Origin of the sequence: Acinetobacter sp. TY1, assembly GCF_048551395.1 — a bacterium.
In the GTDB taxonomy this organism is placed as follows: domain Bacteria; phylum Pseudomonadota; class Gammaproteobacteria; order Pseudomonadales; family Moraxellaceae; genus Acinetobacter.
On sequence record NZ_JBLYZK010000015.1, the window covers coordinates 21185 to 38946 of the forward strand.

At 35.9% G+C, this 17762-nt stretch carries 15 protein-coding genes, 1 tRNA gene and 3 pseudogenes; 7 read left to right on the top strand and 12 right to left on the bottom strand.

The annotated features are described in order from the left end of the window. Positions 1–155: 155 nt before the first annotated feature. Both ACK2M2_RS10155 and ACK2M2_RS10160 read right to left on the bottom strand, forming a co-directional pair. Complete coding sequence (locus tag ACK2M2_RS10155) at positions 156–305, bottom strand: hypothetical protein (protein WP_409512025.1); 150 nt, start codon at positions 303–305, stop codon at positions 156–158. A 70-nt stretch (positions 306–375) separates the two neighbouring features. Next, positions 376–759: an Mpo1-like protein gene (locus ACK2M2_RS10160; protein ID WP_419348063.1), complete on the bottom strand. Its 384-nt coding sequence runs from the start codon at positions 757–759 to the stop codon at positions 376–378. Between the two features lie 239 nt (positions 760–998). Between ACK2M2_RS10160 and ACK2M2_RS10165 the strand changes: the two genes are divergently transcribed. Then, positions 999–2459, top strand: a complete 1461-nt coding sequence (locus ACK2M2_RS10165) for an inorganic triphosphatase (protein WP_419348066.1) — start codon at positions 999–1001, stop codon at positions 2457–2459. Between the two features lie 65 nt (positions 2460–2524). Here the strand turns inward: ACK2M2_RS10165 and ACK2M2_RS10170 are convergent, their stop codons facing one another. Beyond that, positions 2525–3208: a hypothetical protein gene (locus tag ACK2M2_RS10170; protein WP_419348130.1), complete on the bottom strand. Its 684-nt coding sequence runs from the start codon at positions 3206–3208 to the stop codon at positions 2525–2527. Positions 3209–3350: 142 nt separating this feature from the next. Between ACK2M2_RS10170 and ACK2M2_RS10175 the strand changes: the two genes are divergently transcribed. Further along, positions 3351–3761 carry a DUF3144 domain-containing protein gene (locus tag ACK2M2_RS10175; RefSeq protein WP_409512028.1) on the top strand — a complete coding sequence of 137 codons (411 nt, stop codon included), beginning with the start codon at positions 3351–3353 and terminating at the stop codon, positions 3759–3761. Between the two features lie 189 nt (positions 3762–3950). After that, a complete protein-coding gene (locus tag ACK2M2_RS10180; protein WP_419348068.1) occupies positions 3951–5015 on the top strand; it encodes an amidohydrolase family protein in 1065 nt (354 codons plus the stop codon). A gap of 85 nt (positions 5016–5100) precedes the next feature. On the opposite strand, the gene ACK2M2_RS10185 is transcribed toward ACK2M2_RS10180, so the two are convergent. From ACK2M2_RS10185 to ACK2M2_RS10195, 3 genes are all read right to left on the bottom strand, one after another. Then, positions 5101–7863, bottom strand: coding sequence for a M16 family metallopeptidase (locus ACK2M2_RS10185; RefSeq protein WP_419348070.1), 2763 nt, complete (start codon positions 7861–7863; stop codon positions 5101–5103). A 156-nt stretch (positions 7864–8019) separates the two neighbouring features. Beyond that, positions 8020–8883 carry a PhzF family phenazine biosynthesis protein gene (locus ACK2M2_RS10190; protein WP_419348072.1) on the bottom strand — a complete coding sequence of 288 codons (864 nt, stop codon included), beginning with the start codon at positions 8881–8883 and terminating at the stop codon, positions 8020–8022. 149 nt (positions 8884–9032) lie between these two features. After that, positions 9033–10424, bottom strand: a complete 1392-nt coding sequence (locus tag ACK2M2_RS10195) for an L-cystine transporter (protein ID WP_419348075.1) — start codon at positions 10422–10424, stop codon at positions 9033–9035. A gap of 356 nt (positions 10425–10780) precedes the next feature. Between ACK2M2_RS10195 and ACK2M2_RS10200 the strand changes: the two genes are divergently transcribed. Further along, positions 10781–11992 (top strand): YbfB/YjiJ family MFS transporter, encoded by a 1212-nt coding sequence (locus ACK2M2_RS10200; protein WP_419348077.1) that lies wholly within the window; start codon positions 10781–10783, stop codon positions 11990–11992. Between the two features lie 61 nt (positions 11993–12053). Here the strand turns inward: ACK2M2_RS10200 and ACK2M2_RS10205 are convergent. The 6 genes and pseudogenes from ACK2M2_RS10205 to ACK2M2_RS10230 form a co-directional block, all read right to left on the bottom strand. Next, positions 12054–12308: pseudogene (locus ACK2M2_RS10205) on the bottom strand (lysozyme). Between the two features lie 127 nt (positions 12309–12435). Next, a complete protein-coding gene (locus ACK2M2_RS10210) occupies positions 12436–12627 on the bottom strand; it encodes a hypothetical protein (protein WP_409512034.1) in 192 nt (63 codons plus the stop codon). A 594-nt stretch (positions 12628–13221) separates the two neighbouring features. After that, positions 13222–13516 (bottom strand): annotated as a pseudogene (locus ACK2M2_RS10215) (hypothetical protein). Positions 13517–14167: 651 nt separating this feature from the next. Beyond that, positions 14168–14244, bottom strand: a tRNA-Met gene (locus tag ACK2M2_RS10220). A 107-nt stretch (positions 14245–14351) separates the two neighbouring features. Continuing rightward, the gene (locus ACK2M2_RS10225) at positions 14352–14558 is read right to left on the bottom strand and encodes a hypothetical protein (protein ID WP_409512035.1); all 207 of its coding nucleotides are present in this window, start codon (positions 14556–14558) and stop codon (positions 14352–14354) included. A gap of 361 nt (positions 14559–14919) precedes the next feature. Beyond that, positions 14920–15087: pseudogene (locus ACK2M2_RS10230) on the bottom strand (aminotransferase class I/II-fold pyridoxal phosphate-dependent enzyme); the annotation flags it as partial. 169 nt (positions 15088–15256) lie between these two features. Here ACK2M2_RS10230 and ACK2M2_RS10235 point away from each other — a divergent pair. From ACK2M2_RS10235 to ACK2M2_RS10245, 3 genes are all read left to right on the top strand, one after another. Further along, positions 15257–15400, top strand: coding sequence for a transcriptional regulator (locus ACK2M2_RS10235; protein ID WP_409512036.1), 144 nt, complete (start codon positions 15257–15259; stop codon positions 15398–15400). 130 nt (positions 15401–15530) lie between these two features. Continuing rightward, positions 15531–16322, top strand: coding sequence for a pseudouridine synthase (locus ACK2M2_RS10240; RefSeq protein ID WP_409512037.1), 792 nt, complete (start codon positions 15531–15533; stop codon positions 16320–16322). 234 nt (positions 16323–16556) lie between these two features. Beyond that, positions 16557–17585 carry an ELM1/GtrOC1 family putative glycosyltransferase gene (locus ACK2M2_RS10245; RefSeq protein WP_419348081.1) on the top strand — a complete coding sequence of 343 codons (1029 nt, stop codon included), beginning with the start codon at positions 16557–16559 and terminating at the stop codon, positions 17583–17585. Positions 17586–17762 lie beyond the last annotated feature (177 nt).

Sequence of the window (17762 nt, forward strand, 5' to 3'; positions counted from 1 at the left end):
GATCTATTTTTATGTATTTTTAGATACATTAAATTATTGAGGAATATATTTACGCCAATCACACTCCTGTAAATGCTGTGGTACTAAATCGGGTCTGTGAATATAAATTTTAGAACTAATATTGAGTAAGCAGGAATGTATTTTAGCTACTTCGACTAATGTAAATCAGGATCTAAAGCATCAGCATGAGTCAGATTATATTCTAGCTGCTGTACAACTCGTCCAATATCTAAAACCTGATAATGCAACTTTTCAATGTCCTGTTCATCCATAGATGCTTCTTCTGAATTCTGCTTTATGGTCAAATATTTTCAAAAATGAAGTACGATCAGTTAAAATTAATTGTGCTTCATTTATGAACTAATATTTTAACAATCAACTGTCAATTTTATCGAATTTACGATCACGTAAACTCAAATTTCCACGTAAAATATCTGACAGCATACGCCAATCTGAAATGAAGCTATATAACGGTTGTTTAAAGCTCGCGGGCTTATTTTTTTCAAAGACAAAATGACCAACCCAAGCACAGGCATAGCCTGAAACTAAACCATAAACAAAATATTTTGCTTTACGTTGACGAATAGCTTTGCTAAAAAAATAAATTCCAAGACTACTACCTGCCGCATGCAAACGACGGCTCATAATGCTACGGTGTTCAGTCAAATAAAAACGATAAAATTCCGAATAGTTCTTAATGGGTAACTGAAATTGTGGCGCTTGCTGCAATTCGCCTTTCGGCACTACCTGTGCATTCATGTTATTTTCCTTGTAGTTTCCATCCACAATAATCCAAAATTTGCACAATGCAAAGAAGATTTATGCTTTCCTTACGATTCATAAATCCATTCACAAACATACACTCAAGCAAATCTGTTCAACGTTCATGATAAAAATTGCGTTACAATAATCGATTGCAAAACTTCTCCGATTTCAAAGCTACGTTAAGTATCGGGACTTGCAAATAAAAATTCAAAAGATTGCATCAGGATTTAGACATGGTAGAAGTTGAATTAAAATTTCAGATTCCCGAAGCACGTCGCAATGCTTTACTCAAAGCATTAGACCCTAAAAAGTCAGAAATAATTCAATTACAGGCAAAATACTACGATTCTGAAGATCGTTTGCTTTCAAAGAATCATGCCGCACTGCGTCAGCGTTTAGAAGGTACTCGTTGGATTCAAACCTTGAAAGCGGCTGGAAAAAGCCATTTACACCGTTTTGAAGACAACGCTGATTTGGGCGAGCTTGAACAAGCACCCAATTTAGACCTCTCTCTTTATGAGGCCAATCCTACGGCAAAAGAGATTTTGAATCAGGTACTCGGTCAGCAAGCTGACCAATTAAAATTGCAGTTTGAAACTGATATTCAACGCACCCTTCGTGTCATTACTTTTGAAGATGCTGAAATTGAAATTAGCTTAGATATTGGCGAAGTTCGGACTGAATCTGCGACTCAAGAAATCCATGAAGTTGAATTTGAGCTTAAAAGTGGTTCGATACAATCTTTATTGGCTTTTAGTTTTGAATGGGTTAAAAAATATCAACTGTGGCTTGATGTTCGTAGTAAAGCTGAGTTTGGTGCTTTACTTGTGGCTCAAAAACACGTTAGCCCTGCAACTGGGGCAAAAGAAGCTATTTTTAATAAAAAAGATTCCGCCGATCAAAATTTACGATTATTGATTGCAAATCATCTACAGCATTTATTGCCCAATATTGCGGCTATTTCTGCACAAGTTGCCGAAGATGAACATGTACAACAAGCACAATTGGCACTGCATCATTTACATTTAAGTTTATCTTTGCTCAGTGATTGGACGGATCACAAAGTCGATAAATGGGCACATCAATTATCAGCATTTGAAAGCCATTTTAAAAATTTGCAACATTTTGAGCATATGCAACGTACTTTAGGGGCTTTATTACAAAATCCTAAAACGGCAGAAAGTCTTGATAAAGATATTTTATATGCCAAAGAAAAGCTTAATAATTTGGTCAAATCGACACAAAATGTACAGCATTATCTTGAATTATTAATGTTTAGTTTAGGCATTAGTGAAAAAACTCAAACACATGATTTGAAATGGTTTGCACAAAATACACTGCAAAATCAGTATAAGCAGTTGCAAGAAAGTTTAACTCAGGCAGATTTATCAGATTTGGAAAGCTTAGAAAAATTGGCTCAACATTTAAATGAGTTAAAGTTTAGCTTTCCACTTTTAACCTCGATTTATGATGTTAAAAATTTGCAAAAATATGGCAAGTCTTTAAATGATGCTCAACAAGCCTGTGAACAATATCAAGTTCTTGCCTCTTCATCTTCTTATTTACAGCAAAGTGAACTTGAAGCAAGTGATTGGTTTGCACTCGGCTGGCTTACTGCAAAACAAGAAGTTTATGCTGAAAAATTGCTTGAAGCGACTGAGCAATTCTTAGTAAGTCGTAAATTCTTGAAGTAAAAAATTAAGGTTGCATCACTTTTATCCAATTGATGCAACCGTTCTTAAACCTGCAAATCAATACATCAGCGATATTTACCAAAAACTTTCCACGTTTCGTTATCTGCCAAAGGATCACTATAGCTGTCATTGCGTTGTTTTCGTGGTTTATCACGTGCATCAACCAATTCAAAATCATCTTCAACGCTCAATACAATGCCATTTACATAAAAACGAGTGCGTGTATATTCACTTTGCCCATGCTGAAATACATAGGTACGTAGATCGATAAATTCTCGATGCGCAACTAACGCAGCCGTATCATCACTGTTTAACCACTGTGACATGATGGCAATTTCACTCGGATCAAACTGCCCACATTGATCGATTAAACTTGCAATACCGCGAAAAGTTTTTGACTCTTTGGCACGAGTTTTATTGATCCGTATGCGATCGACATGAAAGAAAAATAACGGTAAATTTAAATGACTTGGCAACTGAATTGCATCCAAAACCTGATCTTCCATAAATGGTTGGAATAAGTCTTGTGCCCGTTCAATGAGCCCTGTCCATTGTCGATAATACTCATCGATCTGCCGTTTTGTACCATAATAAATGGGTAAGCCTTCAACATTGGCAAGTTCTGCAGGTGGCCAAGTATTTTGACGTAATAGAGCAATATCACTTTTTAGACTTTGCACAGCAATCGCATCTTGCTGAACCGCTTTAGTTGTACTTTTTTGAATCGGATTTCTCTTTAAAACGAGCATTTCTGTTGTATCTGACATCGCGACATCCCTATTCATAACAATAATTAAATAGATACTTAGGCTATTTAAGATTAAGTCAAAGGTTTTGTTTCTGCAAGGCTTTGCTTATAATGATGCAGTTATTTATTTGTGGAAAAAAGTCATGTCTCAAAAAATCAACGCGACTGATGTTACCGATGAAGAAGCCTTAAATGCTGTATTTTTTGAGCGTGCTGACGAATTCATTAAACAAGCCAATGAATTTTGCCGTCCACCTAAAGGTCAAAAACCAAACCCTGATGAACTACGTGGTCAAGTTAGTTCAGCAATGCTATTCGGGACTGCTCGCTTTAACACTTGGGTTGCAGCCAATACCTTTAAAGATGGCGATGAAATGCGTGATGCGAAACAACAAGTGATGTCTTATATCTTGCAACAGTTTCAAATGATGCTTGAAGACAATTATGATGAATATTGTGAGCAATTTGAAAACTATTTACGCTTCCGTAAAAATGAAGATTTTCATACGCATAAACATGATCTTGACAAAGATGGACATAACCATCAACACTAATGTTTAAAGAGTCTCTATGAATAATAAAAGCCCTTCTGGGCTTTTTTTATTGCGCATTTTTTTGATAACTCCAAAATATGATGATTTTTTACACTTACCAAATCATACAATTTTGAGCATTTTTATAGATTTACCCGTATAAAAAATACGCTATATTCGAGTCATAATAATGAAATATATGGATGACTTATGCAAAATCTTGGATTTGCCCTGATTGACCCACACATTCATCAATGGGATCCATATAACACGCCACATGCAGCCTCACTTGCCGTCAAGCTATTAGGCAAACATCCGTTTTTACTCGATAAAATAGTACGCTTAGTCAAATCCAAAGACCTCATCGAAACAGTAGGTTTAACTACGCACATCACCCGTCCGTATTTGCCACAAGACTACAAACAAGATATTGGACAATATGCAGTCGAACAAGTCGTACATGTCGAAGCAAGTTGGGCTGATTCTAAAGGTAAAGGTGTAGTTGCTGAAACACAGTTTATTGAGTCACTTCCCTTTGGCACCAACACTGTTCAACTCGGTGGTATTGTTGCCACTGCCGATCCGACTGATAGCAATTTCAAAAAGATTTTAGCCTTACATCAAAAAGCATCGAGTCGATTACGTGGTATACGACGTATGGCTGCACATCATGAAGATAAAGGCATTCATGCTTGGGCGAATGATCCTCACTTATATACCAATAAGAAATTCCTAAAAGGCTTTGAACAAATTGCACGTCATCATCTAAGCTTTGATGCTTGGGTTTATTCCACCCAACTTGAAGATGTTATTGCTCTTGCGAAACGCTTTCCTGAGACGTCTATTGTTCTTGATCATTTGGGTACACCCGCAGGACTTTTTGGCAAAGTGGGACAAACTACAGGGCTGACGCAAACTGCTCGTGAAAATATTTTTTATCATTGGCAAGATGCCATCGCTGAACTTGCAACCTACCCCAATGTCTATACCAAAATGTCTGGGCTTTTTATGCCTGTACTTGGGCATCAATTTCATAAGAAAAAACAACAGGCATCTAAACAGCAAATTATTGATTTGGTTGCACCACTCATTACCCATGCGATCGATAGCTTTGGTCGTTATCGAGTAATGTTTGCCTCAAATTTTCCAATGGATCGAGTTAGCACATCCTTGGTGAATATTATTGATGCGCTCAGTGACATCGTACATGACTATGATGATGAAACTTTACAGCGTGTTTTTCATCATAATGCCAAACAATTTTATCGTTTATAAAGCATAGTTTTTAAATCATAATATAAAAAAGCCACGCTCATTTTTTAATCAGCATGGCTTTTCTCAATTAGATGCAATACAACAATTATTTCTGTACTTGACCGTATTGATCCGACATCACTTCAACTAATTGATCAGGTTTAATGTATTTTTTAATCACCGCATTCACATCGGCAACAGTTAAATTTGCCAAAATTTGATTACGCTGTTTGCTATACAACAAATCACGACCACGCTCTAATTGTGGTGCAAGCATGCCATGAATACGACGTTCATCTTCAAGCGCTGTCACTTTTTTCTTCATTATATCTGCTTTAGCTGCTTCAACTTCTTGCTCAGTCACGCCTTTGCTGATCATATCTTGTAAAACTTTATGCACAGATTTTGACACTTCTGCGGATTTACCTGCAGTGTAATTTGCACTAATGCTCAAAGCACCTGAGTCATTCCAATCGGCAAGTTGGACACTGCTACCAAAACCATAAACCAAAGCATTTTTTTCACGTAACTCTTGTCCTAAACGTGAAGAGAGTTGTGATTCACCTAAAATATAGTCAAAGACCATCATGGCTGCAGTTTCAGGACTATCTTCCCCCATTGGGAATGTTTGAATGGCTTGATAACTACCAAACTCACGTTGTTCTGCAAGTGCATGAACTTTTTGCCCTTTATATTCAAAATAATCATCCGCAATACGTTGATAATTTTGTTTGCCATTCCATGTTGAAAATTCTTTTTGAATTATTTTCAACATTTTTTTAGCATCGTAATCACCCGTAATGGCCAATTGCGCATAATTCATTGCAAAAAAATCTGTGTATAGCTGTTTGACTTGAGCATTATTTGAATTTTTTAACTGCGTTTTCGCAAGTTCAGGTTCAAAATGATAACGTAAATCACCTGGTTGATATTTTTCAAGTAAACGTGCAATGGTCAATGCTGATACTGTTGCTGGTTCAGTATAAGGACGATCCAAACTCGATAAACTTTGTGATTTAATTAAATCAAATTGAGATTGTTCAAATGCAGGATTTTTCATTACAGAGAGCATGTACTTGAAATAATGTTCAAATTGATCTTTCTTTGCTGAAATCTGAATCACCATACCATTGTCTGACGCAGATGCCGAAGCAGATCCACTTACTTCAATGGTTTTATCTGTAATATCTTGTAGGCTATATTTATCTGATGCACGTAAAAGTAAATACGCAGTTAAATCAATAATTTCACTCTTATTCATCAATGATTGTGCTGTACCAAAATTGACAAACAATGTCGCATAGGTTTTATCATCTCGGGTTGTCGTTGGAAACAATGCATACTTCATGCCGTTCTTTAATGCACCACGTTGAATTTTCTTTTCAATCTCGACATATTTCACATCTGTGGTTGCTAAATACTGACTCACTTCCTGCTTATACACACTCGCATCTTTTAATGGTTCAACCGCGTCACTTTGCTGATCGAGTGTTTTTGGTTGTTCCGATGCTTTTTGTTGCTGTGCTTTTTTTTGATCTTCAGGTGTGGGTAAAACCTCACCTTCTATACGATTAGGTTTTACCAAAAAATCTTTAAGTGTCGTGTTTAAATCGGTCACTGATAATTTTTGAATCGCTTCTTGATCTCGGAAATATTGTGTCCAATCACCTTTTGAACTCACCACATAATCACTCAGCATCGAACCGACTGAAACAGCATTTGTAAATAATGTTTCCTGACCATTTTTCATCATATTTTTGACACGATTTAGCTCAGTATCAGTAAATGATTTGTTTTGCTCGACACCATCAATCAGTGATTTTTCAATTTTATTTACATCATGGTTTGGTGCATAAATTGCCCCAAGAAAAACCAAATTAAAATTATTATCAAGCCAACTTGTAGACTGTACATTTGTTGCAATGCCTGTTTCCACCATCTCAGAATACAAATGACCACTCGGCTGTAAAGTAAATAAATACGGTGCTACGGATAATGCTGGCTGAATACTGTCATTTTTACCATTTAAATAAATATTGAATCGAGCAAGATCACTGCCCTTTTTCACTTGAAATTTTCGAGGTTCAATTTTGCTCGAATTGAGTAACGGAACAACCGCTTGTGCAGGCAATTTACGCGCTGCAATTGGGCTAAATTGTTGATCAATTTGCTTTAAAACCTCAGCTTTATCAAACTTACCTGAAATGACCATCACGGCGTTATTAGGTGCATACCAATTGCGATAAAAAGTTTGTAGCTCATTCATTTTAATTGATTTTAATTCAGGTAAATCACCAATTGGTAAACGCCCAAGTGACTCATTACCATATGCTGCTTTCCACATTTGATCCATCAACACGGCGAACGGCTGATCCATACGCACTTCACGTTCACGCATGACAATATTGATTTCAGAAGGTACAAATTTTTCTTGTAGTACCAATTTATCCATGCGTTCAGCTTCAAGATGGATAATTTCATTTAGTGCATTTACTTCAGGTCGCACAATATTGGTATATTTGGTCGAATAATAATCGGTACTCGCATTGGTCATTAACGTATGCTGATCAAGTCTGCGCTGAAATTCTTCACCTTTGACATTTTCTGTACCTTTAAATGCCAAATGTTCAAGTAAATGCGCTAAGCCCCCTTTACCTTTAGGATCATTCAATGCACCAGTGAAATAAATCGTATTCACTAAGACTTTATTTTCTTTATCATTTGGTGCAAGAAGTACACGAAAACCATTATCGAGTTTATATTCTTCAATTTGATGTTCTGATTTTACAAGTACCGTTTGAGCGAATGTCGATGTACCAAAACCCAATACACATAAAGATAACGTCAGTTGTTTCAACTGCATAAGCATAAATTAATCCAGCTTTTTAAAGTTCTAAAGGTTATATGCCCTACATCTTAAAAAAAGCTGAATCAAATTTATAGTTGACTTTTGAAAACAAATTGCTTTATTTATATACAATCAATGATTATCCCCATCATACAAACTGGGTCTGCCCCTTAAATTTTAATCAACAAAAATATCAGCTTGCATATAAAGTTTCGCATAACCTGAAATTTCGATTCGATTTTCAGGTAAAAGTGAGCAATACAGTGCCCCGCCTCGTAGCGATGCCTGATACCCAATCAGTTGAGTTTTCCCTAACTTTTCCGCCCACAATGGCGCAAGTCCTGTATGCATCGAACCTGTGACAGGATCCTCATCAATACCTTTTTGTGGTGCAAAATAGCGAGCAACATAATCATACTCATGATGTTGCGATGAATTTGCCTGTGCCGTAATGGTCAAATCCAAATCATCATAATTTGCGGTAATAGCGGTACTAATATGGTGCTCTAAGGCAAGTTGACGAATGATTGTTAAATTTGGCGTTGCCTCAATCACATCTTGTGCAGATTCACACACCAAAATAAACGCCTGAGCATTGATATAAACCTCTTTAAAAGGTCGATCAATCACTTGATTTAATAATGCAGGATAATTGACTAATTTCTCAGGCTTACGCACAGGAAAATTCATTTCAATTTTTCCATCTTCTGCCTGACGAATAATAAAAACACCTAAATTTTTCACATGAAAATGAATGGTCTTTGCTTGGGTAAAATCCTTAAACAAAACAAAAGCCGATGCCAAAGTAGCATGACCACAAAAATCTACTTCAACAGTGGGCGTAAACCAACGGATTTCATAACTGTCCACATTTTCTTGGGTAGATGCTATTTTTTTCACAAATGCCGTTTCAGCTAAATTATTTTCTAAGGCAATATTTTGCATTTTGGCATCATCTAACCACTGATCAAGCACTAAAACCGCAGCAGGATTACCTTTAAATAATTCGCGACTAAACGCATCGACCTGATACATTTTCATAATATCTCTCCTTTGATTGTATTTTAAATTACTGCTATTTTGAGTACAGACACAATTTCAATTTAAAAATGGTTACAGCAAAAAAAAAACGCATTCACATTGAATGCGCTTTTTGATCAATCACAATATTGCCTAAAGCAACATACAAATTAACGATGATTCAATTCTAGATCATCATCACTGAGTAAAATGCTTTTATCAGTTTGTCCCATCACTTGACTCGTCACCATACCAGCAGTCATTGAGCCATCGACATTCAGTGCAGTACGCCCCATATCAATCAATGGTTCAATTGAAATGAGTAATGCCACCAAAGTCACAGGCAAGCCCATAATCGGCAGAACAATGAGTGCTGCAAAGGTTGCACCTCCACCCACACCAGCAACGCCAATTGAACTCAGTGTCACAACACACACCAAAGTCAAAATCCAGAGTGGATCAAGTACATTAATACCAACAGTTGGTGCAACCATCACTGCCAACATGGCAGGATATAAACCTGCACAACCATTTTGACCAATAGTCGTACCAAATGATGCAGCAAAACTCGCTACAGATTCAGGAATACCTAAACGTTTGGTTTGTGCCTCAATACTCAGTGGAATACTTGCAGCACTTGAACGACTGGTAAATGCAAAGGTTAGTACAGGCAAAACCTTCTTAAAGAAGCGTAATGGATTGACGCCACTCAACAATAAAACAAGAGCATGTACCGCAAACATAATGGCTAGACCCAAATATGAGGCAACTAAAAAACCACCAAGTTTAGCAATATCCGCAGCATTAGAACTTGCAACGACTTTGGTAATTAATGCAAAAACACCATATGGTGTCAAAGTCATGACCAAACGAACCAACTTCATAATCCATGCTTGTAAAGTTTCCACAGCACTGACAATACGGTGCCCCTTCGTCGAATCATCGCGAATGAGTTGAATGCCTGCGATTCCTAAGAAAGTCGCAAAAATCACCACGCTAATAATGGATGTTGGATTTGCACCTGTCAGCTCTGCAAATGGATTGTTTGGAATAAATGATAAAATCATATCGGGTACATTAATATCTGTAACTTTGCCGACATAATCTGCATTAATTTTATCCAAACGGGCATTTTCCTGTTCACCTTGTACGAGTCCTGTCGCAGTTAATCCAAAAAGCTGCGTAACCATAACACCGACAAAAGCAGCAATTGCTGTTGTACCTAATAAAGTTCCGATACTAATCGCACTAATTTTGCCAAGAGATGAGGCATCATGTAATTTAATGACCGCACTCAAAATGGAAATGAAAACTAATGGCATCACCACCATTTGTAATAGCTTGACATAACCATTACCAACAACGTTAAACCATTGAATGGATTCCTTTAAAATTTCAGAACCTGCACCGTAAACTGCATGTAAACCCAAACCAAAAACAACGCCCACGGCTAAACCTGCCAAGACTTTTTTTGCTAAACTCCAATTTGTACGACGAGTTTGCAACAGCAAAATAATCAAGCCTACAAATACAGCGATATTGATGATCAAAGGATAATTCATTCTTATTCCAAGTATTTCTATCTGTCTATTATAAGCCAAATTGAATGATCACCGTAAAATTCGGTTTTTAGCTGATTTTATTCTCTACACATCTTCTCTTTATAATAAGCAATAAAACAACGTTATAGCGACTAAATCAGAAAAACTGCAATGCTTTTCTTAATTTTTTATAAACAATCTATATTTGTCTCCTTAATTAATTACTTACATTAGATGCTACTAAAATCATCCATTGATTTATTTAATAGCTTTATTAAGCATGCTTTTGGATAAAGATCCACCAAAGTCGTATTGTGAGCAACGGCTCAGTTATTTAACGTTCAATAAAATTTGTCTTTAAGCCACGAGTGAACAGGATGTTCCCCAACAAAATACAACTCAGCCTTTTCCTGTGTCTAAGCATGTGTTTGGGCATTGGCATTTTACGTTTTTCCTATACCGCACTGTTACCTGTCACTCGTGAGGCTTATGATTGGACAACTAATTTTGCAAGTTTACTCGGTAGTGCGAACTTATTGGGCTATTTGATTGGTGCATTTTGGGCTTTAAAACTACCACAAAATCAAAAATTACCTTTCTATATTCAAATGGCAGCAATTACAGGCTCACTCAGTTTATTGGCATGTGCATTTTCTACTTTTTCTGCAAGTTGGTATATCGGTTGGCGTATTCTTTCGGGCATAAGTGGTGGATTATTAATGATTTTATCACCAAGTGTAATTGCGCAATGTTGCCAGCCCGAAGATCGCTTAAGCATCAATTTCATTGGCTTTAGTGGAATTGGTTTAGGCGTTTTGATGGCAACGCTGTTTTTGCCGTGGCTTGATCAGATTGCAACCCAAATAGCTTGGTTATTATTATTTGCTTGCTCAGCGCTCATTTGTATGGTGCTGATTTTTTTATTACATCAATTCAAACCGTATTTAACTGATCAATCTACACAGACAACGACAATACCTGTATTTAATGGTTTATTTTTGGCATTATTAATGGTGTATGCAAGCAGTGCCTTTGCTTACGTACCGCACTCGTTGTTTTGGATTGATTATCTGAGTAATACACTAAACCTCAATTTGTATTGGATCAATTTCAATTGGATTTTATATGGCATTGGTAGTGCTTTAGGTGCATTTGTGGCATTTTTATTGGCACGAAAATTTGGCAATTTCACCGCTTTAAAAATTCTTTATAGTATTTATGTACTTGCAATTTTAATTGCTGTGCTAAATGTTTATCCTATTTTTACCTTTGTATCTTCTTTTCTAACTGGAATGCTTAATCCTGCGGTGGTCTTTCTCACCTCTTATACTATTTTGCAATTATTTAATCAGCAATATAAAAAACTTTGGAGTATTGCTACCTTAGTCTTTGCCACAACACAACTCATTGGTGGTTTAACTTTCAGTACATTACAAAAATTTGGTGCAAGTTATCACCACCAATTTATGTTGGCATCCTTTATCTTACTCATTGGCACACTGATTTTAATGGGCTATTTGTATCGTCACCCAACAGTCCAAATAAAAACCAAAGATAAAAAATTCAAACATTCAATCAAGAATTTATGAGCAGAGGTTAGAGGTTATAGCGGATACTTTTAATAAAACTTTTCAGAAAAATAAAAAAACCTCAATCGATGGCTTTCTCAAACAACGTTCGTTCCACAACTCGTCTATTCACATGCCCTTGCATCGCCTTGCCACCACTCTTATTCCAAACATTGAACTGAGTAGCGACACTCGTATAATCTGCTTCATTCAACTTTTTAAGTCATGTAGATTTTTCAAAAACACCTGTACCAATGCGGTGGGCAACCGATACTAATGCATCGAACGGATTATGATTGATCGAAACAGTTAAAGCACTATTCACAGCAGATGCAATGTCTTTAAATCATACGTCATATTCGCTTTGGCTTGTGCTTAAATGCCATTGGGATAAATTGTGGTACCAAAACCAATCATCTATATACCACCTAAAATTCCACACCAAGGTCAATCAAGCTCCCACTTCAGCATGGCAATTGCGCCTTGAGCTCTGTAATTTTCTGCTCAAGCGTTTCAACTTTTACTCGTTGCTGATCAAATGCTTGATGGTATCCTTTATTAATTGCATTTGTTTGCACCAACTGCTCAGATACTTTCTGTAGTCGATCCGATACTTCGTTTAATCTTTTCCACAGTGATAAACTTGGTTCATTCACATACGCCCCATTATTTTTGACAATAAAAAAGCACCCTTCTGGGTGCTTTTAGATTTACTTTTCAATTTGGCATATGTTGAATAACATCTGTAATACATACCGCCAAACCGATGAAACTGAGTAATGTTAACAAATAGATAAATACATATGATTCTGATAACTTGTATTTAAAAATCATAAAACCTTAAATGGCTAAACTTTAAGTATAGTAATAATCATTATCAATTAAAAACACAATACTATTGATCTACTTTCTAGTCATTTTTTCATATAGCTTTATCTGAAATGAAGAAATGTATTTGAGTAATTTTTTCAAGACATTAAATTTGAAGATAAAACAAGTAAATAGCAATATAATTAAATTCTCAATGATGCCAAGAATGAAATTAGTCGCAATGTGATCAGGATTATGAAGTATACCTCCAATAGTTAGAAAGATTTCAATCACTCATTCTTTGAAATCCACGGCAGATTCTAAGCAGATGGTTTCTTCTTCCTCTGCTCAATCAATTAGATCCATTGGTGGAAATGATCTGATCTTTTCACCTTTTAATCTATTAACTGCATTTTAATCCAATTAATCGTAAAACCTGATTAAATTTGATGAGGCTCAAGATGTACAGTTGATCCCCTTTCTTCGGACAAATCATATTTATACAATGCAATTGCTATCTTTTTGCCACCATGCCCCACTGACCATGAGCTGCCAGCAATTTCTAGCTGATTCAAATTGAAATTTTCTGCGATAACCAATGTTGTTTTCTTCTAACTCTTGAAATAAGGATTTTTCAGCTTCAAAATATTTTTCTTCTTTAGCAAATTGCTTAGTTCTTAGTTTGGTTTTAAGTGGGCGTTTCTTGGTTTTCCAAAAATAGCTGTCTTCATCCATAAAGTACGCCCATTAAAAAACCACCCGAAGGTGGTTTAAACATCTAATGAAGCTACTTGCTCTGAAAGTCGTGAAGCTGCTTCTCTGCATCCGTAATAATTAACCGAATCTCAGCTTCTCTTTTCTTCTTACTATCCTGATGTGCAATTACACCTAAGAAATAAATAACTACAGTCAAGCCTACAAGTATTGAAAAAATATAAGTTTTAATTTTCACCACCGTTTTATTGTAGTTTATTAACAACCTATTTTATTAATTTTTTTATATATAACAATAGTATTTTTTTACTATTTGATAAATTTTATATTTTCAACAACAAATAGAGTCTCGCATAATTTCAATAAACGCCATGCATAAAAAAGACACCTAGGCACCTTTCATCATTTGCCTTTGTCGCCTAACTAAACCAAGTGCTTCTTTACGCTCATAGATTTCATCATCGGAATAAGGGAGTAGTACTTTTAAATCCTTATTAGTCAATGAGCTGTTTTCAATTAATATACAGTCTTGCTCAGTAGTCCAACAAGACTTTGGAGATTCAGATATCTTACGTTGTCTTTTCATAACTTTATTTTAGTCAAAATTCAGGCATAAAAAAACCCTAATAAGCACGAAGCTAGTTAGGGTATTAAACTTTAATTTCTTTTCGTTGGTAGCGGGAGCTGGATTTGAACCAACGACCTTCGGGTTATGAGCCCGACGAGCTACCAGACTGCTCCATCCCGCATCAACGAAGTGTCTTTATACGCCTAAAATACAAGTAATACAATCATTATTAAATTTATCTAATACATAGCCAAATATAAAAACTCATATATTGGGTTTTTATATTACTTAATGTTCAATAATTTTAAATATTTTTCCAGTATTTACACTTTGGAAAAACATTTCAAAGCTAGGGCGAATCAGTTCATTGTCTACAATAATATATTTAATTCGTTCATAGGTTTTAACTGCACTTGATACAACTTCATCTAAAGTCGCTTCAATGGCGTAATTCGCGCCAAATTGATCTTGTACATTAATATTAAGTTTATTCATAAAAATACCTCAAAAAGTCAAATAACAAACAGTCTAAGACTGCAAAAGTGGCATTCAATATTTATTAAATTTAGTAGTTATATATTGAACGCTCAACAATATACGTTAAAAAACACCTTCTAGGGAATTTTTTTGCATGTCATACACATCTCTAAAATTCAGGTATTAAAAAAGCCCCACATTTCTGTGAGGCTTCCCCCCTTATTCAATTGCGCTGATTAAGGATTATTTTTTGCTATTTATTCTAAATAACCATTGAAGTTTTACTAAACAATTTAGCTCAAGTCAAACTTATTTACTAAAAGCCATCTTTTCGATGAGCAAAAAACACCCACCTTCAACTCTTGCCTGAAATTCGTTCTCGCCATGCTATCGCACCAAAATATTTCGAGAATGAATAAACCAAAATCGTATTATTTGGCAAATTGCAAAAAGAGTTCTAAAAATCTTCTGCAAAAGTACCATAAACATCGTCAGTCAAAATAAATAGATTAGGACGTTTTTTCACAATATTGGCAATAATTTCTAAACTTTAAAACCGCATATTTAAATGCAGGTGGTAAGGCATCTGAGCTTGAAAATGAAAATGGAGATTATGTGTCATCAACAGCTCAAATGGATTTATCTGAAGATTTAATACTAAGCTTGAAAGAAGTGTCATGATGGAAATTGATCACAGAATTCGAGCAAAAGAATTTATGAGACTGCTCGCAATTGGTAATGATAAATTTTACGACTTTGTAAAATCTGGTGCTATACAGCAACCAGTTCGGCAAACTGAAAAAGATGTGTTTTGGTACTCATCTTATGTTCGGAATAAAGTTGAAGAGCGTAAAGCTTAATATGGTATAGTAGCCCACATTCTAGTGGGCATTTTATTTTACTCAGCTACCTATTCTCCCTAAAACGGGTAATTAAACGGGTAACCCACGCAATCCACAATATTCTATCTATATATATCAATTGGTTACTATGAAAATTGTAATTCTAAATAAGCCTTATGACGTGCTCTCCCAATTCCGTAAAGATGAAGCACACATGACCATGTCTGACTTTGTCAGCGATCCAGATTTACGTCTTGCTGGTCGTTTAGATATGGACTCAGAAGGTCTCGTTTTCTTAACCGATCACGGTGGGCTAAATCAGTACATTACCAATCCTGCCAATAAAAAGTTCAAAACTTATGTTGTGCAAGTTGAAGGTGATGTAACTGAAGAAGCACTTGAACAATTACGTAAAGGTGTTGAGCTAAAAGATGGCATGACTTTGCCTGCAAAAGCTGAAAAAATTGAACAACCTGAATGGTTGTGGGATCGTGATCCTCCAGTACGTTTCCGTGCCAATGTGCCAACTTCTTGGGTTGAAATTCAGATTTGTGAAGGTCGTAACCGCCAAGTACGTCGCATGACTTCATCTGTGGGCTTCCCGACTTTACGTTTGATTCGTACACGTATTGGTGCAATTGATCTTGTACAAATGGGTTTAAAACCAGGTGAAATCAAAGAAATCGAACCACTACTGTATCCTGACTTCCAGAATCTTCCTCCTGAAGAACCGTATCGTTCTCGTTCTTATGTAAAAAAACCAGGAGGTACAGGTGGTAAACCAATGGTTCGTAAAAATAAAGATGGTTCTGTAAAGAAAACATCGGGTACGAAGCGTATTTGGCAAATGGATGATAGCGAAAAGCCAAAACGTAAAACCAATGGTACAACGCGTCCAAACTCGAAAGCGCCTCGTGGTCGTGGACGCAACGGTCGTTAATCTTTCCTGATTATTAAAGTTAAATATAAAAAGTTCACTTCGGTGAGCTTTTTTTAGCTCAATTTTTAAAGTGTTCTGAATAACAATAACTCAAAATAAAATCATCATTGGAAAAGGCATCATCAAATTGCTTTAAGCCTAGATTAAGCACTGTTTAATTTTTGATTAATTAGCCATTAATCTAACAAGGTTATGCTTACTTTATACAAAATTCAACGAAGTAAGGATGCGACTGTGACGATCAATACTACGCTACAACATCTACCCAATATATTAGTGATCCATGATGGTCGTAAAGGTCACTTGAATCCATCACTCGCTATTGCTGAAATGATTTCAGAACAGCATCCTTTTAATACAATATCTTTTCAACTGCCAATTCAATTGAATAAAAAATTGGTCAGCATATTAAAAAAGCTTTCTCACTTTCCCCAGATATTTCAAATCATTGGACAAATTTTCTTCAAATTTCAACCACAAGGCATTGAAAATACAAAACTCATTGTGTGTTCAGGGATGCCCAATCTGATTTATGCAGCCTATTTATCACGTAAATACCATATTCCCCTGCTGTACTCTGGCGGAACACGGAAATTCAATACCGCTTTAATAAATTGGATTGTTGCCTCTGTTCCTGAGAACAATGCCTGCACACAAATTATTGTTCCTGTTGGTCCAACGCTTGCTCAATTTTCCACAATTCGAAATACACTCCCCTTACAAGAAGCAAGTTTATTACTGGGTGGAGCAACCGAAGAATATCCTTTTAATCAACAACACATCAGCACAATAATTGAAAATTTCACTCAGTTTTGTCAGCAACATCATTTACAAGGCAATATTGTAACTTCTAGACGAACAGCACCTTTTTCTGAAAATATGCTGCAATGGATGACACAACAGCAGATACGTTTAATCACACCGATACAAAATATTGCAGTTTGCGATATTTTACAGCGTAGCCAATATGCTTTTGTCACTTCAGATAGCGACACTATGTTGTCCGAAGCGTTACACACTGGGCGTACTGTCATTTCTGTTGGTTTAAACTATACAACAGCAAGCTTTTTTGATCCCTTAATAGCACAACACTATTTACAACGTAAAACCTTTGAGGATTTACACACTGCAATTGAATTACCAAGTCCACTGATGCGAAATGCAATTGCTCAACCTATTCTAAATGCACTCAATCCAATACTCAAAAATAGCGTATTGCAAAACACAGGTCACTCACCACATTCCATTCAACATTTTGCTTAAACTTAGAACTCTCTTAAACTCAACTTACATGGCTATTTTCAAAAACATTGAAAATAGCCATCAAAAAAGCGCGGTTTATAGTTATACCGATGCTTTATGTTAATAATTATACAAAATCCTAAAAATCTCCCATAATCCCTCTTAAAAAGAGGAAAAATCTCAACTTTAATAAATTTT